General features: G+C 52.4%; 19 protein-coding genes. 7 read left to right on the top strand and 12 right to left on the bottom strand.

Annotation, left to right across the window (positions count from 1 at the left end):
• The first annotated feature begins 8 nt into the window (after window positions 1–8).
• From NYE26_RS12885 to NYE26_RS12875, 3 genes are all read left to right on the top strand, one after another.
• A complete protein-coding gene (locus NYE26_RS12885; protein ID WP_036729010.1) occupies window positions 9–932 on the top strand; it encodes a carbohydrate ABC transporter permease in 924 nt (307 codons plus the stop codon).
• 83 nt (window positions 933–1015) lie between these two features.
• Window positions 1016–1267, top strand: a complete 252-nt coding sequence (locus NYE26_RS12880; protein ID WP_339256292.1) for an SDR family oxidoreductase — start codon at window positions 1016–1018, stop codon at window positions 1265–1267.
• Between the two features lie 159 nt (window positions 1268–1426).
• A complete protein-coding gene (locus NYE26_RS12875; protein ID WP_339256290.1) occupies window positions 1427–3715 on the top strand; it encodes a DEAD/DEAH box helicase in 2289 nt (762 codons plus the stop codon).
• A 596-nt stretch (window positions 3716–4311) separates the two neighbouring features.
• On the opposite strand, the gene NYE26_RS12870 is transcribed toward NYE26_RS12875, so the two are convergent.
• The gene (locus tag NYE26_RS12870; protein WP_339256289.1) at window positions 4312–6237 is read right to left on the bottom strand and encodes a serine hydrolase domain-containing protein; all 1926 of its coding nucleotides are present in this window, start codon (window positions 6235–6237) and stop codon (window positions 4312–4314) included.
• 161 nt (window positions 6238–6398) lie between these two features.
• Here NYE26_RS12870 and NYE26_RS12865 point away from each other — a divergent pair, with 161 nt between their 5' ends.
• Both NYE26_RS12865 and NYE26_RS12860 read left to right on the top strand, forming a co-directional pair.
• Window positions 6399–6929, top strand: coding sequence for a MepB family protein (locus NYE26_RS12865; protein WP_339256288.1), 531 nt, complete (start codon window positions 6399–6401; stop codon window positions 6927–6929).
• A gap of 34 nt (window positions 6930–6963) precedes the next feature.
• On the top strand, window positions 6964–8322 hold the full coding sequence (locus NYE26_RS12860) for a deoxyribodipyrimidine photo-lyase (protein WP_339256286.1): 1359 nt from the start codon (window positions 6964–6966) through the stop codon (window positions 8320–8322).
• A gap of 33 nt (window positions 8323–8355) precedes the next feature.
• Here the strand turns inward: NYE26_RS12860 and NYE26_RS12855 are convergent, their stop codons facing one another.
• The 5 genes from NYE26_RS12855 to NYE26_RS12835 all read right to left on the bottom strand — a co-directional run bounded on the left by NYE26_RS12855 (window position 8356) and on the right by NYE26_RS12835 (window position 13408).
• Window positions 8356–8994 (bottom strand): ABC-2 transporter permease, encoded by a 639-nt coding sequence (locus NYE26_RS12855; protein WP_339256284.1) that lies wholly within the window; start codon window positions 8992–8994, stop codon window positions 8356–8358.
• Between the two features lies 1 nt (window position 8995).
• Window positions 8996–9859 (bottom strand): ABC transporter ATP-binding protein, encoded by an 864-nt coding sequence (locus tag NYE26_RS12850; RefSeq protein ID WP_339256282.1) that lies wholly within the window; start codon window positions 9857–9859, stop codon window positions 8996–8998.
• The gene (locus NYE26_RS12845) at window positions 9849–10235 is read right to left on the bottom strand and encodes a GntR family transcriptional regulator (protein ID WP_036729029.1); all 387 of its coding nucleotides are present in this window, start codon (window positions 10233–10235) and stop codon (window positions 9849–9851) included. Before NYE26_RS12845 ends, NYE26_RS12850 begins: the two co-directional genes overlap by 11 nt.
• A 121-nt stretch (window positions 10236–10356) precedes the next feature.
• On the bottom strand, window positions 10357–11469 hold the full coding sequence (locus tag NYE26_RS12840) for a metallophosphoesterase (protein WP_036729032.1): 1113 nt from the start codon (window positions 11467–11469) through the stop codon (window positions 10357–10359).
• Window positions 11470–11548: 79 nt separating this feature from the next.
• Complete coding sequence (locus NYE26_RS12835; protein WP_339256277.1) at window positions 11549–13408, bottom strand: FAD-dependent oxidoreductase; 1860 nt, start codon at window positions 13406–13408, stop codon at window positions 11549–11551.
• A 98-nt stretch (window positions 13409–13506) separates the two neighbouring features.
• On the opposite strand from NYE26_RS12835, the gene NYE26_RS12830 reads away from it, so the two are divergent.
• Together NYE26_RS12830 and NYE26_RS12825 are read left to right on the top strand one after the other, a co-directional pair.
• On the top strand, window positions 13507–14388 hold the full coding sequence (locus NYE26_RS12830) for a LysR family transcriptional regulator (RefSeq protein ID WP_339256275.1): 882 nt from the start codon (window positions 13507–13509) through the stop codon (window positions 14386–14388).
• A gap of 174 nt (window positions 14389–14562) precedes the next feature.
• On the top strand, window positions 14563–15816 hold the full coding sequence (locus tag NYE26_RS12825) for an MFS transporter (RefSeq protein ID WP_339256273.1): 1254 nt from the start codon (window positions 14563–14565) through the stop codon (window positions 15814–15816).
• A gap of 67 nt (window positions 15817–15883) precedes the next feature.
• On the opposite strand, the gene mnhG is transcribed toward NYE26_RS12825, so the two are convergent.
• From mnhG to NYE26_RS12795, 6 genes are read right to left on the bottom strand one after another with little or no spacing between them, the layout of a single operon-like run.
• Window positions 15884–16273, bottom strand: coding sequence for a monovalent cation/H(+) antiporter subunit G (gene mnhG, locus NYE26_RS12820; protein WP_076077665.1), 390 nt, complete (start codon window positions 16271–16273; stop codon window positions 15884–15886).
• A complete protein-coding gene (locus tag NYE26_RS12815) occupies window positions 16248–16541 on the bottom strand; it encodes a Na(+)/H(+) antiporter subunit F1 (protein WP_209873390.1) in 294 nt (97 codons plus the stop codon). Before NYE26_RS12815 ends, mnhG begins: the two co-directional genes overlap by 26 nt.
• Window positions 16538–17017: a Na+/H+ antiporter subunit E gene (locus NYE26_RS12810; RefSeq protein ID WP_209873388.1), complete on the bottom strand. Its 480-nt coding sequence runs from the start codon at window positions 17015–17017 to the stop codon at window positions 16538–16540. The genes NYE26_RS12815 and NYE26_RS12810 overlap by 4 nt, the downstream gene beginning before the upstream one ends.
• 2 nt (window positions 17018–17019) lie before the next feature.
• A complete protein-coding gene (locus NYE26_RS12805) occupies window positions 17020–18501 on the bottom strand; it encodes a Na+/H+ antiporter subunit D (protein ID WP_339256268.1) in 1482 nt (493 codons plus the stop codon).
• Window positions 18498–18833: a Na(+)/H(+) antiporter subunit C gene (locus NYE26_RS12800; protein WP_036729053.1), complete on the bottom strand. Its 336-nt coding sequence runs from the start codon at window positions 18831–18833 to the stop codon at window positions 18498–18500. Before NYE26_RS12800 ends, NYE26_RS12805 begins: the two co-directional genes overlap by 4 nt.
• Window positions 18833–21697 (bottom strand): Na+/H+ antiporter subunit A, encoded by a 2865-nt coding sequence (locus NYE26_RS12795; RefSeq protein ID WP_339256266.1) that lies wholly within the window; start codon window positions 21695–21697, stop codon window positions 18833–18835. The genes NYE26_RS12800 and NYE26_RS12795 overlap by 1 nt, the downstream gene beginning before the upstream one ends.
• Window positions 21698–21705 lie beyond the last annotated feature (8 nt).

Below are 21705 nucleotides of genomic sequence, written 5' to 3'. Positions count from 1 at the left end.
CACAAGTAATGGCTAAATCCAAAACCAATTCATACCGGAATTCTTCGTTGGGTGACCGAATCTTCGACATATGCAATACGATCTTCATGATTCTCTTGGTCATTGTTACCCTCTATCCGTTCCTGAATATGTTTGCTTTATCGTTCAATGAAGCGAATGACTCTGTCCGCGGGGATATTTATATCTGGCCTCGTGAATGGACGCTGCGCAACTTCGAGTATGTATTCAGTGAATCCAACATCTTCTTTTCAACGTTTGTCTCTGCAGCACGGACGGTAATCGGCACTGTGGTCTCCGTATTCTGTACAGCGATGCTGGCCTATACGGTAAGCCGTCCGGAATATAAGCTGAAGAAGTTTGTGTCCGTCACGTTTATTTTCACCATGTACTTCAGCGGCGGTCTGATTCCAGGCTACCTGCTGATCAAAGAGCTGAACATGCTGAACAGCTTCTGGGTCTATATCATTCCGGGCATCATCGGCGTATTTAATATGATCGTCATCCGCTCCTTCATTGAGGCACTGCCTGAGGGACTGATGGAATCGGCCAAAATCGACGGCGCAGGCGACTTCATCACCTTCTCGCGCATTGTGCTTCCGCTGACCGTTCCGGCGCTGGCTACCGTCTCCCTGTTCGTAGCGGTCTATCAGTGGAATTCATGGTTTGACGTCTTCCTGTACAACTCCTCCACGCCAAGCCTGAGTACGCTGCAATACGAGCTGATGAAGATGCTGTCAACATCCAACACCGCGATGTCCAGCTCCTCGGCAGCCGATGCCTTTGCGAACGCGCAGGGCAATAAAGCGACTGTTACACCGACCTCTATCCGTGCTACGATGACCATTGTAGCGAGTGTACCGATTATCATCGTCTATCCGTTCCTGCAGAAGTATTTCGTTAAAGGGATGGTTGTCGGTGGGGTAAAAGGCTAATTGTAAAAAGCTCTGCACATAAACAAGCGATCTTCGGAAGGCCATCCGCCTTGTCTGAAGACCGCTTGTTTTTTTAATTACTTTTGCTTGCCATCGAATACGGACCAGCGGGCATTCGGGTCAATGCCATCGCCCCCGGCACAACTATGACAGATATGATTCAACAATGGGTCTCCATCAATCCTGAGATTATCGAGCAAATCAGTGCCAAAACGCCCCTCCGGCGTCCGGCTGAACCCATAGAAGTCGCACAGGCTGCGGCCTGGTTGCTTAGTGATCAAGCATCCTTCGTAACAGGGGTCATCCTGCCGGTAGACGGCGGGCTGAGTGCCTAAAGGCCGCTTACCCTCCCCTTTTCTATCCGGCTAATACTTGTCTCAGGAGCTTATAATCCATACATTGGTAAACCGAAACAGTAATGGACTATAATATACAGGTAAAGTAGCCCGATGACGTTCATATTAGTAGTTGGGAGAACGGGGAGTGAACTGTCTATGAATATAGCCGCTAAATTCGTGCAGCGTTTCAGAGAATACGATAACCGGAATATGCTTAAAGCCTATCGTGACAAAACGGAGCAAATCCGCACACGGAATTTGCAGGCATGGGATGACACCAAGCTTCAGGAGGAGTCCTTCCGGCTCCAGCAAGCTGCCCAATCCGGCATAGCTCTGGACGAGCTGCTTGTCGATGCCTATTCATTAGTCTGTGAGGTTTCCTCAAGAACACTCGGCTTACAGCCTTATGATGTCCAGATCATGGCCGGGATCGCCCTGCATGAACGAATGCTGATCGAGCAGCACACCGGTGAGGGCAAAACCCTCTCAGCCGTAATGCCGGCCTATCTGAATGCGCTGACCGGCAAAGGCGTTCATGTGCTGACCTTCAATGATTATCTGGCCCGGCGGGATGCGCAGTGGATGGGTCCCATTTACCGCTTCCTGGGACTATCGGTGGATTCGGTTCAAGCGGGCATGAGCCTGACTGAGAAACGGGCTGCCTACAGGAGCGATATCACCTATGTTACGGCAAAAGAAGCAGGGTTCGATTACTTGCGAGATACCATTGCGCTCACGGAAGCCGCTACGGTACACCGCCCTTTCCACTACGTCATCGTGGACGAAGCCGATTCCTTGCTGCTTGATGAAGCGCGGGTACCGCTTGTAATCAGCGGAGAATCTGAGGTCAGTCATAGCGACGGCATGCGATACGCGGATCTGGCCCGGCAGCTGCTGGCTGGAGAACATTACGATTATGACGAATTCCAGCGGAACGTATACCTGAACGATGTGGGTGCTGCCAAAGTAGAAGAGTTGCTGGGATGCGGTAATCTCTATGATAGCCGGAATAGTCAGCTGCTAACCTCACTGAATTGTGCACTGCATGTGGAGACCTTATTAACGAAGGATATTGATTATATCGTCCGTGGCGGTGCTATCGAGCTGATTGAAGAGTATACAGGACGCGTGGCAGAGAACCGTTATTTGCCGGACGGGCTGCAAGCGGCATTGACAGCGAAGGAAGGACTGAAATGGGCTGCAGGCGGGAAAATACTCGGTACGATCACTATTCAACACTTCATTAGCCTATATCCTGAAATCTGCGGAATGACGGCTACAGCCTGTGCCTCCGCTATGGAATTCAAGGATATCTATGCTCTGCAGGTGGTACAGATTCCGCCGAACCGGCTGAACATCCGGACCGATTACCCGCACCGGATCTACACACACAAGGAAGCCAAATATCAGGCGCTCGTGCAGGACATCTCCTCTATTCACAGGGAGGGCCGTCCCATTCTGATCGGAACCGCAAGTGTTGAGGAATCGGACATGCTGGCTGCGGAGCTTGCGGCTGCCGGGGTTCCCGCTCAGGTGCTGAATGCGAAGAATGATGCTGAGGAAGCTGATATTATCGCCAGAGCCGGAGAACTGGGCGCCGTAACAGTCTCAACGAATATGGCGGGACGCGGTGTCGATATCCGGCTCGGCGGCGGTGATCCGGTACAGGCAGACGCTGTCGCCCGGCTCGGCGGCTTATATGTCATTGGCACCCATGTGAACGAAAGCGTACGGATTGACAACCAGCTTCGCGGGCGTTCCGGCCGCCAGGGCGACCCGGGGGCTTCTGTCTTCTATGTCAGTCTGGAAGACGATCTGATGCGCCGCTTCAGCTCCCCTACCCCAGCCCATGCGGTCAGACAGCAGGAAGCTATTGAAGAGCCTTTGCTTGGCCGGAAAATCGTAAGTATTCAGCAAATTGTAATGAGTCAGAACTTCGATATCCATAACGAGCTGAACCGTTATTCGGATATGATCGAGGACCAGCGGCGGATTCTCTACGCAGAGCGGCTCAGCATTCTGCTGGGCGAGCAGCCGATGAGCCCTGCGGAGCAGCGGGTACGGCTATTCTATATCGATGAATGCTGGGCTGACCATCTAGCCTTCGTCTCCTATCTCCGCGAAGGCATTCACCTGGAGAGCATCGCCAGCCGCAGCCCGATCGATGAATTTCATACACAGATTACCGGAGCGTTCGATCAGATCCCGGGCAAGATCAACCGTGCGGAAGAGGCGATGCTGGTCAGGCTTGGAGGGTCCAATGATCCGGCTGAATGGGAACGGCTGGGCCTTAGGAGCCCTGCTTCGACCCGGACTTATATCATTAATGATCAATATCTGCAAAATAAGCGCAGCTCATGGACGGGAACGACCGTTGTAGCTTTTTGGCTTCGTCCCTTTGCACAGAAGGTACTATCCCCCTTCATTAAGCAACCGAAATACTAATATGGCTCTTATTGCAGAAGTGGAAACGGCTAGGCCGTCCTTAGGAGGATGGCCTAGCCGTTTGAAGTTAGTACAGAGAATGAAAGGTATTCTGTCGATACCCTACGAGCAGATAATCGCCGCACCTGTGGGTGGGATTTAAAACAAGTGGAAAAACGTATCTTAATTTTCACCTGTTTGTTGAATTCAGGAAAATAAGTGGATAAACAGCAGCTGCTACTATCCATTTTCGCTATTAGACGTTCTTGGAGACGAATTAAGTGCCCTTTTTCCAATTGTTGTCGTCGCAGGGCTCCAGCCTCCTTCAGTAAATGGATAAAATCCATCTATTTCCTGCTAGTAGAGCGTCAGAGTTAAATATATGGATTGCTGTAAAAAAGGCTTCGAAATAGAATCTAATGTATTCCGTACAATTGAATGTTGAACAAAGGCCTGTTTTCACCCAGAATACAAGATTCTACTGTATACAATACAATAGAATCTCATTTTACGGTCAGTAATCCATTTTCTATTGCAGGAAATACAATAGAATCTCATTTTACGGTCAGTAATCCATTTTCTATTGCAGGAAATACAATCACCTACTTGAATGCTACTTAACTGTAGAACTCCCAGAATACAAGCTGGGCCAGCAGAATTGCCATCATCACCATGGGCACGATGACAGACCAAGGATAACGGGCCGTTGAAGCAGGCGACGGAGTCAGGTGCCTCTTCCTGGTTAGAAACAGCGCAGCGATAAGCAGTGCAGCCAGTCCGGTTAGCCCAATATTCACTATAATCTGCGGATACACCTCCGCATAGGCACGTTCATTGTTGCTAAGCATCCGTAAGGCCAGCACCAGATTGTTCACCACCAGACCGGTACCGGTTAAGGTCAGTCCGGCCGTCAGCTTCCGGTTGGCGGATCGGGGTGCAGGACGGTTACGCTGTGCTCTCCTTTTGCGTAATAGCATCTGTACCAGCCACACGAACGGAGCAATAACAAAATAGACGATAGCCAGCGCTGCAAGTGCTGCACTTAGAATTAGTAACGGCATGGACCGGCCCGGAGACAGCGGCAGATAATCGGAGGTGTACACCGAGACAGCCTCTACCTTCCCGTCCTTCATTGTGGCATACAGCATCGGCCAGGCATCCAGTCCTGAATCCCCGCCCGTCTTCTCATAGAGGTACGGCTCAACCTGCTTATAGCTTCCGCTCATCCCGGCAAGTGACACCTTAAGCTGATCTGCTCCCTGAGGCTCAAGCTTCATCATCGTCAGATATGGGAACAGCTTCATGAAGCCATGGCCGGGACGGCGCGCCGCGACGAATCGGCCTTCCACCTCTGACACGTCCGGCAGAACCGCTGCCTCCGTCTGCGCTCTCTGCCCCACTACCGCTTTGGTCAGACCATGTACAATGTGGGATTCGCCCGCCTGGTTCGTCATAATCACGACTGCAAACCGGTCTTCAGGCACAAGCATAAGGTTGGTGGCAAAAGCAATCGTGTTCCCGCCATGTCCCAGCGTCCGGTGTGCCCCGGGATACTCCCAGAACCCGTGGGCGATGCCCGGCATGCCTTCTGCAGCAGAATGACTCCGGGTCAGCATCGTACCAAGCGTACCGGACTTCTGAAACAGCGGGGATTGCTCTCCGGCTGCGGGCATGAAGGCCATGGCGAACTTGGCCAGATCCTCCGCAGTCCCGTTATTTCCGCCGTTCGGGTACATGGACATATAATTCCATGAGCCTTGTTTGAAGGAGCCTTGTCCGGCGAAGAAATACCCTTTGGCCTTGAGCTTCAGCAGTTCCGGGCGGTCTTCCACCACGGAATAAGCAATGGAATGCTTCATGCCCAGCGGCTCAAAAATATGCTGCTGGACGTATTCATGATAAGGCTGCCCGCTGATTCTCTCCACAATATAGGCAGCCAGTGAGTTGCCGTAGTTCGAATAAGCGACTACCTCTCCCGGTCTGTAGATCTGTGCCGGCTGAGCCAGCCTCAGACCTTCTTCCAGTGACCGCACTTCCTCAGGCGACTGGTAAGCCATATCGAACATATACTCTTCAAATCCGGCATTGTGGTTCATCAGATGCAGCATGGTGATCGGCTCGTCATACTCCAGCTTGGTCAGGAAATGCTCCGGCAAAAGCTTACGGATATCTTCATTCAGATCCAGTTTGCCCTGCTCAGCCAGTTGCATTACGGATGTCCATACGGCGAGCTTGCTGATAGAGCCCCATTCCATGACCGTATCCGGGGAGACAGGGCTCTGTTGTTCCACGTCGGCGAAGCCGTACCCCTTGGACAGCACGACCTGTCCATCCTTCACCATCACAACGGAAGCGCCTACGGTCTGCGTTCCTATGTATTCTTTTACATAATCGTCTACAAAAGCTTCCAGCCCGGTCAGCGGAATGCCGGATGGGGTAGCTCCACCTGCTCCAGTGCTGCCTTGCTCTGCGGCAAATGCTGTAATACCGCCCGATAGCAGCAATAGTGCCGAGAGTATGATTGTGAACGTTCTTTTCAACAAATAAGACCTCTCCTTTAGTCGAGTAAAATCCTGTTGCTGTTGCCTTCCTAATTCTAACAAAAAACCTGACCGACTACCGGAAAATTTCCTTCAGGCCGATTTCCCTGATAGTATCTATAGTAGAAACAGCATCAGCATCTCTATGGAAGAAGGGACAGACTATGAATAAATTTCATACCACGTTAGCTTATATAAATGAAGCATTGTACGCACCGGCCCGCTTAACTGTCGCTTCCATACGTGAAGAAACACAGAACGCCGAATATGGAGCCGGTCTATTTCAACTGGGTGATCTTTCCGTCCGGTTTCGGGTTGCCAAAATCACCCCCACGAAGACCGGTCAATTTGTCGCGATGTGGGAAAAAAATGTCGGGCGTAAAAACCAGGCCTTCTCCTATGCCGATGCCCCTGATTTGCTGGTCATCAATACCTTCCATCCCGTCAACGGGGCGCTTGGACAGTTTGTCTTTCCGAAGGACCTGCTGAAAATGCATGGCGTGCTGGCAACCGATCATACACCGGGAAAAATGGCGATACGGGTATATCCAGCCTGGGATACCGTAACCAATAAGCAGGCTTTAGCAACACAGAAGTGGCAGCTCCCTTATTTTGGAGTAGTTGATCCCATGAACCTTCACCATATGCAGGGGTTAACCCAGTTGTATCTGCCTGCCATACCGTTTAGAATTTAACAGATCACACCTGCATCGGAAAGGAACTACATCTATGATTCTATTCATACACCGCAAGGACCTGCGGACTTCTGATCTGCCGGCCTTCGATGCCATAGCTTCGGCGCAGGAAGACTCGCTGCATGTATTAATACTGGAGCCGTTCCTGCTCCGGAATAAGCGTTATCTGGAGCATAGCGGACAGAATTTCCTTCAGCATGTTGCCCGTCTTCAGCAGGAATATGCGAAACAAGGTAAGCTGCTACATCTCCTATATGGAGAGCCGGAGGCGGTCTTACAGCGTCTGGCCGGGGTACATCCTATCCAGGAAGTCAGCATCCATGCGGATTATACACCTTATGCGCTCACCAGAGACCGGCTTCTGCAGGATACCGCCTATGCGCTGAACCTCCGGTTCCATGCCCGGCATGACAGCATGCTCTGTGATCTGGATGCATTCATGGACTGGTGCGGCCGGAGTGAGCCGTTCAAGGTGTTTACTCCCTTCTACCGCCGCTGGCGTACTTTTCTCGCGCAGCGGTTCCAGCCGCCGTACGCTGCCGGGCTAAGTAGTCTGCGAACCGTTGATCTTCACCCGCAGCTCGCAGACGCCTTCCAGCTTCCCGAAGAGATTGCCCGGGAGCTTACAGCGCTGGCTCCCGCTGCAGAGCAGATGAACCCGGATCATGTGCTCGAGAGTTTCCTTCACGCAGACCTGCAGGATTACAAGATCAACCGGGATCATTACGCACATGAACGCACCAGCCGGATCAGCAGGCATTTGAATACGGGAGCGATCTCGGCACGGACACTATATAGCAGACTTACTGAAGAAGAGGATATCGGCGAAGACTGGCTGAGACAGTTGGCCTGGAGGGATTTCTATCTGGGTCAAGCACGGCTGGACCGGGATTTCTTCAATTATGAGAATGTATATGATCTCTCTGTGCTGGGGACACAGCACTTCGAGGCCTGGGCTCAGGGCAGGACCGGCATTCCGGTCATCGATGCAGCTATGCGCCAATTAAACGCAACCGGCTGGATGCCTAACCGGCTGCGGATGATAACGGCCATGTTCCTGACGAAGAATCTGGGCTGTCCCTTCATCTATGGCGAGCGTTATTTCCGGCTGAAGCTAAGCGATTATGACAACGCCCAGAACCGTGGCGGCTGGCTGTGGAGCTCTTCGCTCGGCTTCGATGCCTCTCCCTATTTCCGGGTAATGAATCCGGTCACCCAATCCCAGACCCATGATCCCGGCGGCAGCTATATCCGCACTTGGCTGCCGGAACGCGAGGACTGGTCTGATAAGGACATTCACCTGCCCGCCGAAGATGCCATTGTGGATCTGAAGCGGTCCCGGGCATACGCCATCGAAGTCTACAAGGAGATCATGCGGAGCCGGCAAAGCTGAGGAAGCCGAGGAAGCCACCGGCTTACAGCAGGATCAGAATTCTTTGTTCCGGTGAATCCGCACGGAAATCAGATACGACACCGCGAACAGGAGAACAGCAAGGAGCAGGGTGACATACCCGGTTTCAGGACCATTATAGTTCACATCGTCCATATACAGGTTCAGCAGCATCCACACCAGGAAACGAAGGCCCACCGCTAGCCCTGCCGATATCATCACCATCTGCTCGCTTTTTTCCACACCGAATTTAAGAATGACCGGATAATAGATCGCCAGGGTGGAGATAGATAAAGATAAACCGAAGGTATACCCGGTGGACAGGTTCAAATGTGCTATGTCTCCCTTGCTTACATAGGTTAATGCCAGAGTAACCAGACTTACAGCGGTGCCCATGAGCATTAACATCAGGAAGGACAGGTACTTCGCATGGATGACCGTTCTCCTTCTGATCGGCATGGTGAGTTCAAACCGGTTCCATTTAGAAGCCTCATCCATCTGCAGGGAGGCCCCGATGCTCAACACAAAAATCCAAATCTGCGCCGCGATGACTGCATTCAGTACACTGTGATCCACCCCGGCAAAGGAAACCAGCGACAGAAGCAGCGCAATGCCGAGGGAGGATTTGATGTTATTTTGCAGTGAGTAATAATTATTTAACAGCAGCCCGCGCATATTATTTCTCCCCCTTTACGAGCAGCAGCAGAATTTCATCAATGGATACCTGATCCACCGTAATCCCGCTGTATTGTTGCCCGAAGCCTCTTCTGTCCTTCACCAGCACATCGGTCTGATGCTCCTTCACCCGGTAAGCCAGCCTGTCACCTTCAGCAATACGCCGGAACTGGTCGCTGGTGCAGCGGGCCACGCCGTAGTCATAGATCAGCTCATCTTTCATCGCAGTCAGAATGATCTTCCCTTGATGAATAAAGGTAATATAATCGGCGATCTTCTCCAGATCGCTTGTGATATGAGAAGACATCAGTATGGCGTGATGCTCGTCCTCAACGAACTCCAGGAATACCTCCAGAATCTCCTCTCTGGTAATGGGGTCGAGTCCCGAGGTAGCCTCATCGAGAATCAGCAGCTTGGGATGATGCGACATGGCGGCGGCTATGGCAAGCTTCATCGTCATGCCCCGCGAGAATTCCTTGATCTTCCTATTCATGGGCAGAGCGAACTTGTCCGTAAGCCTCACATAGAGCTCCTGATCCCATTGCCGGTAGATTCCGCGCATCACCTTAGCAAGCTTGCCGGGGGTCAATATCGTCGAGAAATTAGCTGAATCAAGCACAACCCCGATGTCTTCGCGTAAAGCAGTATCCCTATCCGTCATCTCCTGGCCTAACAGCCGGATTGTACCGCTGTCGATCTGAACCGTGTTCAGAATAGACTTGATTGTTGTCGTCTTCCCTGCTCCATTCTCACCCACGAACCCCATAATGGTTCCGCTGGGAATTGCTAATGATACATTATCCAGCATAAAGCCGGAGTCGGCATAGGACTTGGTCAGTCCGGTGATTTCCAAACTAAGATTCATGATTACCCTCCTTATAAAAGACAGTCAGCATGTCCACCATCTTTTCCAGTTTGATTCCGCTTGCGCGGGCGATCTCGGCCGCTGTGATCAGATGCTCCTCCACTTGCTTCTGCTGCTCTTCCTGAAACAGGGCCTGGCTCACGGCGGAAACGAAGCTCCCCCGGCCAACCGTAGTCTCAATGAAGCCGTCGCGCTGTAAATCCTCATACGCCTTCTGTACGGTGATGACACTGACTTGAATGGATTTGGCCAAGGCACGCATCGAAGGTATGGGATCTCCTGCCTGAAGCTCTCCGCTCATAATCTTGCCTTTGATCTGCGAGGTGATCTGCTCATAAATGGGCTTGTTCCTGTTACTACTGATGATGATCTCCACACGCTGCCTCCTTGCGTGAACAGTGTACTTATTGTACCAGTACAATATAGCCGATCTACAGGTATTTGTAAACCTTTATCCAAAAAAAAGAGCTAACCCATCTCGGGTCAGCCCTGTCAACTTACTGGTCTGCGTTAGAAAACTGCACTTGAATGGACACGATTTCTGAGCGCGACCCGATGCGGATCGGCGGACCCCAGAAGCCATAGCCTGAAGACACGATGGTATGAAGCTGCCCCTTCTTCAGGTACCCCCAATCATTCTCGAACACCCGGGAAGTGATCAGGTTGGCTGGCGCGATCTGCCCGCGGTGGGTATGGCCGGAGACCATCAGATCCACGCCCTGCTCCTGCGCAATCCCGAACTCCACCGGCTGATGCTCCAGCATGAACACTGGCTTGGAATGATCTATGTCCTTGGTCAGATCAGCCAGCTTGGCCCGCTCCTTATCGCTGTAGTCCTTCCGTCCAATCAGCGTCAGCCAGCCGCCCACCTCGACGTCTTCATCATAGAGCACCTGCATCCCGCTCTCCTTCAGCAGGCTGATGATCTCCTCCGTCCCGCCTTTGAACCGGTCATGATTCCCCAGGGAAGCATACACTCCGAGCGGAGCTTCAAGCTTCGCCAGCACAGCGCCGAGTCCTTTCTCCTTATACGGCCTGACATCATCATCCACGATATCGCCCGGGAGCAGTATTAGATCGGGGTGCAAGGCGTTAATCTCCTGTACCATCCGCTCCGCATGGCGTTTGCCGGATAAATAACCGAAATGCATATCCGAAGCCATCACGATATGAAGCTTACCGCTGGCCGGACCCGGCTTGTCAATCTGTACCTCGTAGGAACGCACAACCGGGCTGTATGCATTATAGCTTCCATACCCGAGCAGGCTCACCAGCGCAACCAGCGTTAGAATACCGGACCACTTCTGAACGGCTCGGCGTGGCAGCCTGACCAGCTTCGTGAGCCAGACCATAAGGTGCACTAGCGGCAGCAGCATGAGCAGCAGGCTGAAAACGGCCAGCCAGTAACTGCCAATGACGCTTAAGACCGCTGACCCCGCCACCACTCTGGAGAGGATCAGCGAACTGGCCAGGAAGATCAGCGCAATGATGTAGAACAGCCTGAACCGTCCGGAGACGACCGGCTTGATCCAGCCCCAGCCGCTCCAGCCGATATAGAAGACAATTAACGCGTATAAAGCAATGAATACTAGCCCAATGATGATAAACATGTTAACCACCTTATCTAATTTTCGGATAACATATTATCTCATGGCACCTTGGTCTTTTCCACTATAGGGACAGCCGGGCTTATTTAAGCTTATCCGCCACTGCCTCTGCTGACAGCTTACCGGAGGTCAATGCCCAGGCATTATTGGCCCCAGAGGGGGAGTCATCTCCCATGACACCTCCAACAACCTCGCCAGCTGCATAGAGTCCGGAGATAATCTGGCTGCTCGTGTTCAGGACTTCAAAGTCCGCGTTCACAACCAGTCCCCCCATGGTTGTAGCGAAACGCGGTTTCTGCTCTACCAGATAGTAAGGGCCTGATCCAATAGATTCCTTCATGTAATCCGCTGAACGCCCGAAGTCCTCATCCTTGCGGGCCTTAACGAAGCCGTTATAGCGGTTAATGGTGTTCTGCAGCGCACCAGCATCCATTCCGGCAGCCGTTGCCAGCGCTTCAGCCGTCTCGGCATGGAAGAAATACGGCTTAGTTGAACCATTGTTCTTCAGCCATGTCTCAATATCACCCTGTGAGATTCCTGCTTCACCCAGACTGGTCTTGAACACATCGAAGGTTGCCTGATCCATCAGCAAGTATAGCATCTGATTCTGTTGCGTAAGTTCCACTTCCAGAATGCTGCGATTACTGGACTTCTCATTCACTACTCTATCTCCGGCACTATTCACCAGAATTCCGCTCTTTTTGAATGCAGCGATATTGCCGACAATGGTAGATTTCGCAATTCCCTCGGATACCTCAACTCCATTGGGGTAACGTTTCCCGTACTCCATCAGGCGGGTTGCGGCATCGATGCCTTCACCCTTGGCCATTACAATTCCATCTCCAGTCGAGGAGGTCGGACCATAGTATAGAGCGGTCTTTAACTGATCGGAGAGCAGGTCTTTATTATTACCATAACCTCCGGTAGCCATAATCACTGCCTTAGCTGTAATATTGTAGGTCTTCCCGGTGCCGTCTTTGGCAACGACACCTGTAACAGTTCCGCTATCATCTGTAACCAGCTTCTCTGCTCTGGTCTCCAGGTACAGTTCCACACCCGACTCTTCGACCTTCTGGCGGGCCTGCTTGGCGAATCCGGGTCCGCCTTGATCGTAGGCAAGCTCCCGGTCATGACTGTACTCTGCCAGCTTATGCAATCCGCCTGCCATATCGTATTTAATCCCCACATATTGATTCAGCCAGTCTGTAGTCTGCCCGACGTTGGCTGCGAACAGCTTCAATAACTCGGCAACGTTCTTATTGCCCCCGTTGGCAAGGAAATCCGTCACGATGCTGTCGGCACTGTCGTCGGTAACTCCAGCATCTTGCTGAAGCTTGGAGAGTCCAACCACCTGATTGCCGCCGCTAATCGAGATGGCCCCGCCGATGTAAGTCATTTTCTCCAGCAGGATGGTTTTCAGTCCAAGCTCATCTGCACGAAGGGAAGCGGACATGCCTGCCGCGCCGCCGCCGATGACGACTACATCTGTCGTTAAGTCCTCTACCTCGGTCGATTCCACTTTCTTCACATCATTGTTCAGAACCAGCGGATCTACACCGGCTTGGGTTACGCAATCGGCGACGGCGGCCAGGATCGCATCACTGGTGACGGTTGCCCCGGAGACGGCATCAATCTTCAAGTACTGGTTATCGACAATAGCCTTCGGAATCTTGGTAACGGATGCGTCACTGACCCCTTCGGTCTCCTTGAAATTCACTACCTTCACAGCGTCGATGGCATGCTCCGAGAAGGTAACTTCCACCTGCACCGCACCGTTTTTCCCGTCCGCAGATCCTGTATAGGTTCCGGCCTTATAAGTGATGCCCCCGGCATCTTTAGAACTATCTTCATTTTTTGTACCTGAACATCCTGCCACAGATAAGATCACCAATGACACCAACAGCATAACCGACAGCATCTTCTTTAGATTCTTTTTCCTCATTTGTACTCCTTCTTGGAACCATTTTTGTTAATATATAAAGGTCGCGATACGCCACTCTACTTCAGAACCCACTATACCTTCAGATAGGATGATCACCCATGACTATTGCACAGCTTCAATATTTTTTGACAATTCGTAAATATCTGAGCTTCTCCAGCGCAGCGGATGAGCTGTGCATCACCCAATCCGCGATATCCAAACAGATCAAATCCCTGGAGGGCGAGCTGAACACCCTGCTGTTCGACCGAAGGACACGGACGATCAGCCTGACGCCTGCCGGAGATGAGTTCGTATTATATGCCGAGAAGATTCTGGCCAATTACAATGAGATGATGTCGAACATGAAGAAGCATGAGCTGCTCGAAAAAGGCCATATATCCATTGCGACCATTCCCGTGATGTCACAATATGGCATGACTTCAATCATAGCCGGGTTTACAGGAATGTATCCGCATATCAAATTGCATCTGATTGAAAAAGAAAATGATATCATTGTATCCATGCTCCGCAATGGCGAGGTGGATGTAGCGTTCATGCGAACTAACTATATTCCCGAGGGGCTCTCCGAGGTGCATCCGCTGGTGGATGATTTCTTAGTACTGGTGGTCTCCAAGGATCATCCCCTGGCAGATCAAGCCTCCGTGGAGCTGGCCCGGGTGCAGACCGACAAATTCATTCTGCTTAACTCGACTTCGGGTATATATACTACCTGTGTGGAAGAGTGCCGCAAGGCCGGCTTCACGCCTGAGGTACTCTTCACCAACAGCCGGATTGAGACTATTATGGAGCTCGTCGCCGAGAATCTCGGCGTAACCCTGCTAATGAATCAGATTGCCCGTTATGTGGATCATCCCAAGCTTAGCATCGTGCCGCTGGCCGATCCGGTTCTTAGCTCGTTTGCCATGGTGAATCCCAAGAATAAACAGAATACAGACAGCATCTCGGCATTTATTGACTATGTAATTCAATCATCATCCTGAACTTGCATTGTAACAAATTTCACATTCTCCTTCGGAAATAAAATGTACCTAAGGCGCCAAGGCATGATTACATTCTAAACGCGCGGTCGCCATACAAACAATTCCAATATAGAAAGCATCTATTCCATAATGGAAAATAACCTGACCTGAAACGGTTCCCTGGAGGATTTCATCATGGCAAAACCTTTCTTTCCGCGGCTGGAGGGAAACAGCCGGGGCTGCTTGACCTTTGAGCCTTTTTTCCTGATTCCCTACAGCATGTTCTCTACCTATGCCACCCTGTACATGTATGAGCTTGGATTGACCGAGCTGAACATCGGCTGGATAACAACCATCGGACTCTTAGTACAGGTATTCTCCTCTTTGCTCAGCGGATACTTAACAGACCGGCTAGGACGCAAGTGGGCTATTCTGTACTTTGACCTGCTTAGCTGGAGCCTCGCCACCTTGTTATGGGCCTTCTCACAGAACCTGTGGTTTTTCGCCGCAGCTGCAGTGATTAACGGCTTCCAGCGTGTGCCGCATATCGCCTTTTACTGCCTGATAGTTGAAGATACCCGACCCTCTGACCGGACCTATGTATTCACATTACTGCAGATCATCGGGGTGATCGGAGGCCTGTTCGCACCGCTGGGCGGTCTGCTTGTCCACCAGTATGGAATGGTCACGGGCATGAGAATCATGTACGTGCTGGCCTTCCTCTTCATGACCTTCCAGTTCGTGGGCCGTCATCTGACTACCCGGGAGACCGAGGCAGGCATCCGCAAAAGGCAAGAGACCCGGGAGCTCGGCCTTAGAGAGAGTATGATTGAATACGGCGGCGCCTTCCGTGATTTGGGGGCTGAGCGCAATCTGCTGCTGATCTTCGGCGTATACATTCTGTTCAACTTCCAGGCTACGCTGAAAAGCACCTACCTGTACCTCTATCTGGCAGATTACATCCAGCTGGACAGCGGCATCCTGTCTATGTTCCCGGCGGTGTCCTCTGTCATCATGCTGCTGACCCTGTGGCTCTTGATGCCCAGAATCCCGGATCAGAGCGAAAGCCGAGCCATGATGGCAGGCTTCGGTTTATCTGCTCTGTCGAATGCCATGCTGGTTCTATACCCATCAGCGAGCTTCATCTGGATCGGGCTGAGCACCATTCTGGCAGCCGTAGGCCTGATGATCAGCTCTCCTTATCTGGAGGCAGCCGTGCAGAACGCCATTGATGATGAGAAGCGGGCCAAGGTGTTCTCCATGCTGTCGGTCCTGATCCTGGTATTCACCGCACCTGCGGGTATTATCGGAGGCTGGGCATACAAGCTCGACCCGAGAATTCCGCTGTGGCTGGTAACCGCAGCGTTCGTTGCCTCGTATGTGCTTCTGCACCTGTACCGCAGACAGACGGCATACAAAGACACTATTCCGCAGCAAGCTCAGCAGTAAGCAAACAGGGATGCCCCTCGGACCAATTACGGCCGTTGGGCATCCCTGTTTGTACTTTTATACTAATCTATGATGAGGATGAATCGGTCTTCACCTGTTCCTGCTCTTTCTCCAGCGCCTCCTTGAGATCATCCTGGACGCGGCGGCTCCAGAGCGGAACACCGGAGCGGTAAGCCGCCCGGCCGGTCAGATGAGCGGAGAGCGGAGAAGTCATGAATACGAACACGATTCCGAGCAGCAGCTTCGCACTGATGAAATCGAGGAAGAAGGCGAAATAGAGGAATGCGCCGCTGAGTACACAGAGCACACCGAGCGTAGCACTTTTGGCGGCGGCATGTGATCTTAAGTAGACATCGGGCAAGCGAATCAGACCTACAGAGCTGACTGCGCTAAGCAAGGCTCCGGTCAGAATCAGCAAGACAAACACATACTCAATGACCGTCTTGATCAGGTCCATGTTCAAACACCACCCCCCTTTCGATATATCTGGCCAAGGCCATCGTCCCGATAAAAGAGAGGATTCCAATCAGCAGAATATATTCAATATAGGCTTGCGTCTTGAACAGGACCGAGAGGACGGCGACCATCGCCAGCAGATTGATACCGATGGTATCGAGTGCGGCTACCCGGTCAGGCAGTGACGGCCCCTTGACCAGCCTCCAGGCACAGATAGCAATGGAGATGACCATGATCGACAGCGCCACCATGAGAATCGATTGAATCATGAACGGGTCACCTCCAGAATCGCGCGTTCAAAGGTATTACGGATATTCGCATCGAACTGCTTCACATCCTGTATGTCCATGGCATGAATGTATAAGGTCCGGTTGTCTTTGGACACCTCCAGCACGACGGAACCCGGCGTAAGGCAGAGCATAGTAATCAGCACCGCCACCTCCCAGTCCGATTCCAGCTCCGTATGGTACATCAGGATAGCCGGGCGAATATTGAGATTCGGGCGAAGAACCGCCTTCACCACTACATAACTGGATGCCACCAGCTCCCGCAGCAGCAAGGCCACCAGCTTCAGAATTGCCCATATTTTACCCAGGTACAGCCGTCCGTCGAAGAAGCGCCGCATAACCACCAGTACGGCCACCCCCAGCACATAGCCGATGATGAAGCCGGAGGCCGTCCAGTCATTATTCAGGAACATCCACAGGAAGGCGATCATGAGATTCAATAATATTTGAAAGGCCATCTTCATCTACTCCTTATGACAGCATTAATGTACGCTGCCGGATCAGCGAGGACTGCGCCGGCCTGCCCCACATAGCCGTTCACCCACTCGGCGCCTATGCCCATCAGGATGACGAGCACAAACAGCGCCGCAGCCGGTACCATCATAGCTTTGTAGCGCAGAGGACGGATTTCTTCATCGCTCTTCTCGCCTCCCCAGAATACCTGCTGGAAGACTTTGATCAGCGAATACAAGACGACGAAGCTGGAAGCCAGAGCGATAAGCGCAAGCGCGGTATGCTGCTCTCCGAAGCCGCTGCGGACCATCATGACCTTCCCGGCAAAACCGCTCAGCGGAGGGACGCCGACCAGCGCCAGCGTCAGGACGAAGAACATCCAGCCCGTCCACGGATACCGGCGGATCAGACCGCCCATCAGCCTCAGCTGCTCCGTCCCCGAAGCTGCGACAATCAGCCCGCCCAGGAAGAACAGCAGTGCCTTGGCAACCATATCGTGCATCAGATAGAATACGACCCCGCTCAGCGAATCCTGGGTAGCCACAGAGATACCGAAAGCGATGAAGCCGACACTGATGACAATATTATAATTAAAGATCCGGCTTAGATCATTATAGGCGAGTGCCCCTATGGCTCCAAGAATCATAGTGGCCCCAGCCATCCAGCCGATCAGCGAATGGGTCAGGCCCATATCATGGACAAAAATCAGTGAGAACGTTCTGGTGATGGCATACAGCCCCACCTTGGTAAGCAGTGCGCCGAACAATGCCCTTACCGCCTGCGGAGGAGCACTGTACGAATCCGGCAGCCAGAAGAACAGCAGCAGGCCTGCTTTGAGCGAGAACACCAGCAGCAGGAGTACGGCAATCACATTCATGACTCCGCCCTGCCCGGCCTCTCCCACACGGATGGCCAGATGAGCCATATTAAGCGTGCCTGTCGCCGCGTACAGATAAGCAATCGCCGCTACGAACAGGGTGGAGGAAATTACGTTGACAAGGATATACTTGAGCGTCTCCCGCAGCTGTATCCGGGTTCCACCCAGAACAATCATGGCGTAGGAAGCAACCAGCAGCACCTCGAAGCAGACAAACAGGTTGAACAGGTCACCCGTCAGGAACGAGCCGAACACACCGGTGAGCAGGAAATGGAAAAATGTATAGTAGTAGAACCGCTCCCGCTCCTCACCGATGCTTGCGAAGGAGAAGAACAGACAAGCCGCCCCTACCACCGCAGCCGTCAAGACAAGCAGCGCTGCGAACATATCAGCTACGAAGACGATGCCGTAAGGCGGAATCCAGCCTCCCATATAGAGCGTCTGAATCCCATCCGTATGGACCTGGTACATAATGATAAGCGCTACTGCGATGTTCACCAGCACACTGATGGCACTGAGGATACGCTGCAGCTTAATTCGTTCCTTGAGAAAAATCAGGATGACCGCCGTAAAGGCCGGGATCAGCAAAGGCAGTACCAGCAGGTTGTTCATGGTCTCTCCCCCTTGCTTCCTTCCACATCATCCGTTCCCGCCGAGCGGTAAGCCCGGTAGGCCAGAACGATGAAGAACGCGGATACCCCAAAGCTGATTACAATGGAAGTCAGGATAAGCGCCTGCGGCAGCGGATCGACATAACTGTCCGCCTTCTCCCCAAGCAGAGGTGAAGCGCCCGTCTTCAGGCCCGCCATCGTCAGCAGCAGCAGATGAACGCCGTGAGTCAGCAGCGTCGTCCCGAGCAGGATGCGGAGCAGACTTTTGGACAGGACCAGATAGACACCTACGGTAAACAAGACACCGATCGCCAGGGCAATAAGGATCTCCATTAGTTATCCCTCCCGATCGTAAAGATAATATTCATCGTGACACCAATCACCGAGAGGTAGACTCCGAGATCGAACAGCATCGCCGTGGTTAGCTCCGTCTTGCCCATGACCGGCAGTTCAAAGTAACCGAAGGCCTGGGTCAGGAACGGAGCATCGAAGACAAAGGAACCGATTCCGGTGAGAAAAGCGATCATAATCCCGACTGCGATTAACTTGCGGTAATCGACCGGCAGCACCTTCTCCACAAACTCCGTACCGAAGGCAATCGCGATCAGCACCAGCGCCGCCGCAGCCATCAAGGCTCCGATAAAGCCGCCGCCCGGCTGATTATGACCCGCGAAGAACAGATACAGGGAGAACGTGATGATGATCACGAAGGCTACCTTTGCCACCGATTGCAGCAATACATCATTGCTGCGGGTATAGCGGCGCGTGCTCTCATCCGGTTTGTTTCTGGTCAGAACAGGCGTATGATCCTGATCCAGCTGCAGCTTGATCATCGAGTAGATGGCCAGCGACGCCAGCCCCAGCACCGTAATTTCGAACATGGTATCGAAGCCGCGGAAGTCCACCAGCAGCACATTGACAATGTTCTTGCCGCCGCCAAGCTTGTAACTATTCTCCACATAGTAGGTTGAGATAGACTCGAACGGACTGCTGCCTAGCGCGGCCAGCGCCACCAGCGTCATCGTGATCCCGAAGCCTAAGGCGATGATCAGCCTCGGCACCTTAACCCGCAGCTTGACCTTCTCCCGCTTCAGCTTCGGCAGATGCCGGAAGCAGAGCAGGAACAGCGTGACCGAGACCACCTCAACAATCATCTGGGTGAGGGCCAGATCGGGTGCGCGGAACAGGATGAACAATAGCGTTACCATGTAACCGACCATTCCGGTAAGCAGAATCGCCGAGACTCTGGACTTCGCGAATGGTATGGCGAGCGCACCGGTCAGCAGGACCAGTACGGCAACAACTTCAAAGAAGGTGACCGGAGCGTAGTTCCCCTGGCCAAACGTAATGCCCTCCGAATACAGCATAGTACCGCCTACTACGGCGATAATCAGGGTGAAAATATACATCAGATAATGACGCATCGAACCGGTCATGTATAGCCCTGTCACTGCACGGGACAGTCCCTCCACGAGCCGGATACTCCCGTCATATACCTGTGTCAGCGTGAGGCCGCTGCGCCATTCCTTATCCACGAGGCTGAACCGGCCATATACGCGGTATACGATAATCCCGAGAAGGATCACGCCCAGCGTCATCCAGACCTCGGCGGTGAATCCGTGCCAGAAATAGATGTTGACGTAAAAAGGCGAGCTGGCTGCAAGCTCCGGATGAATGGCATTCATTCCCGGAACGATCAGTGTCTTGGACAGGATGTTGGGGAAGAAGCCGGTGATAACGGCCAGCAGTGCCAGAATTACTGGCGGAAGCAGAAGGCCGAAGGGCGCTTCATGCGGTTTTTTGTCCAGCTTCTCCGGCTGATATTTCCCGAAGAAGGTATGGAAGACCATAATCATGCTGTATGCAAAGGTAAATATGCTTGCAATCCACGCCAGCACCGGGAATATGGTAAAGAAGGCCCCGGGGCTGAAGATATCCAGCTGTCTGATATTCAGCACAGCCGTGAAGAACATTTCCTTGCTCAGGAATCCGGCAAACGGCGGAAGACCCGCCATTGAGAAGCTGCCGATCAGCGCTAATGTGAAGGTTACCGGCATCAGAGACACCAGCCCCCCCAGCTTGCGCAGATCACGGGTATTCGTCTCATGGTCGACAATTCCGACCACCATGAAGAGCGAACCTTTGAATATGGCATGATTAATTAAATGAAAGAGTGCTGCCGTTGTTGCGGCGGTATAGAATACAGCCTGTTCCCCTGTATAAAAGGAAGCTGCCGATCCCATGCCGAGTAATCCCATAATCAGACCGAGCTGGCTGATTGTAGAATAAGCTAACAGAGCCTTCAGGTCCGTCTGCTTCATCGCCTGGATCGATCCATAGATCAAGGTGATCAGGCCGACGCCCGACACTATCCAAAACCACTCATGTTGCCCCGCAAACACCGGGCTGAACCGTGCTACCAGATATAAACCGGCTTTGACCATGGTTGCTGAATGCAGATACGCACTGACCGGAGTCGGCGCTTCCATTGCATCAGGCAGCCAGATGTGGAACGGAAACTGGGCCGATTTGGTGAAGGCACCCAGTAGAATAAGCAGCATTGCGGGGATGAAAAGCGTTTGTCCGCTGATGTCGCCCACCTGGCTCCAGATCTCGCGGATGCTGAAGGTACCTGTCATCACATATAGCATCAGGAAGCCTGCGAACATCGCCAGACCGCCGAAGACAGTGATCAGCATCGACTTTTGCGCGCCGTAGCGTGATTTCTGTCTCCGGTGCCAGTAGGCAATCAGAAGGAAGGATGAGACACTCGTAAGCTCCCAGAATCCGTATAACACCATCAGGTTATCGGATAGGACGACTCCCAGCATAGCTCCCATGAACAGCAGCAGATACACATAGAATGGAGTCAGCTCTTCCTTGCGTTTGTCCAGATAAAAGATCGAATAGATAAAGACCAGGGTGCCCATTCCCGTGATTAACAAGGCGAACAGCAGGCTTAATCCATCCAGATGGAAGACCAGATCAATCCCAAGGGAAGGAATCCATGACAATGTTTCATATCCGAGATCCCCTCCCTTGATGACCGGAATACGGGTAAAGAAGTAGATAAATAACATCAGCGGTGCGGCCAGTACAAGCCATCCTCTATGGAGCTTGCGTACCCTCCCGCGTAGAAGCGCTATCATCAGGGCCATAAGAAACGGAACAAGAACGGTTATATGCAGCAAAGGCAAGCCTCCTT

Source organism: Paenibacillus sp. FSL P2-0136 (assembly GCF_037975325.1).
GTDB classification, from domain to species: Bacteria; Bacillota; Bacilli; order Paenibacillales; family Paenibacillaceae; genus Paenibacillus_AQ; species Paenibacillus_AQ silagei.
Note: the sequence above shows the minus strand (reverse complement) of the source record. Positions and strands in the feature narration are given on the sequence as shown.

Coding starts and splice junctions, on each gene's coding strand:
- NYE26_RS12840 (WP_036729032.1), bottom strand. CDS start 11,469: ATGTTTATCATCATTGGGCTAGTATTCATTGCTTTATACGCGTTAATT.
- mnhG (WP_076077665.1), bottom strand. CDS start 16,273: ATGGACCTGATCAAGACGGTCATTGAGTATGTGTTTGTCTTGCTGATT.
- NYE26_RS12850 (WP_339256282.1), bottom strand. CDS start 9,859: ATGAATCTTAGTTTGGAAATCACCGGACTGACCAAGTCCTATGCCGAC.
- NYE26_RS12805 (WP_339256268.1), bottom strand. CDS start 18,501: ATGAACAACCTGCTGGTACTGCCTTTGCTGATCCCGGCCTTTACGGCG.
- NYE26_RS12810 (WP_209873388.1), bottom strand. CDS start 17,017: ATGGCCTTTCAAATATTATTGAATCTCATGATCGCCTTCCTGTGGATG.
- NYE26_RS12860 (WP_339256286.1), top strand. CDS start 6,964: ATGATTCTATTCATACACCGCAAGGACCTGCGGACTTCTGATCTGCCG.
- NYE26_RS12830 (WP_339256275.1), top strand. CDS start 13,507: ATGACTATTGCACAGCTTCAATATTTTTTGACAATTCGTAAATATCTG.
- NYE26_RS12815 (WP_209873390.1), bottom strand. CDS start 16,541: ATGATTCAATCGATTCTCATGGTGGCGCTGTCGATCATGGTCATCTCC.
- NYE26_RS12825 (WP_339256273.1), top strand. CDS start 14,563: ATGGCAAAACCTTTCTTTCCGCGGCTGGAGGGAAACAGCCGGGGCTGC.
- NYE26_RS12865 (WP_339256288.1), top strand. CDS start 6,399: ATGAATAAATTTCATACCACGTTAGCTTATATAAATGAAGCATTGTAC.
- NYE26_RS12835 (WP_339256277.1), bottom strand. CDS start 13,408: ATGAGGAAAAAGAATCTAAAGAAGATGCTGTCGGTTATGCTGTTGGTG.
- NYE26_RS12885 (WP_036729010.1), top strand. CDS start 9: ATGGCTAAATCCAAAACCAATTCATACCGGAATTCTTCGTTGGGTGAC.
- NYE26_RS12800 (WP_036729053.1), bottom strand. CDS start 18,833: ATGGAGATCCTTATTGCCCTGGCGATCGGTGTCTTGTTTACCGTAGGT.
- NYE26_RS12875 (WP_339256290.1), top strand. CDS start 1,427: ATGAATATAGCCGCTAAATTCGTGCAGCGTTTCAGAGAATACGATAAC.
- NYE26_RS12855 (WP_339256284.1), bottom strand. CDS start 8,994: ATGCGCGGGCTGCTGTTAAATAATTATTACTCACTGCAAAATAACATC.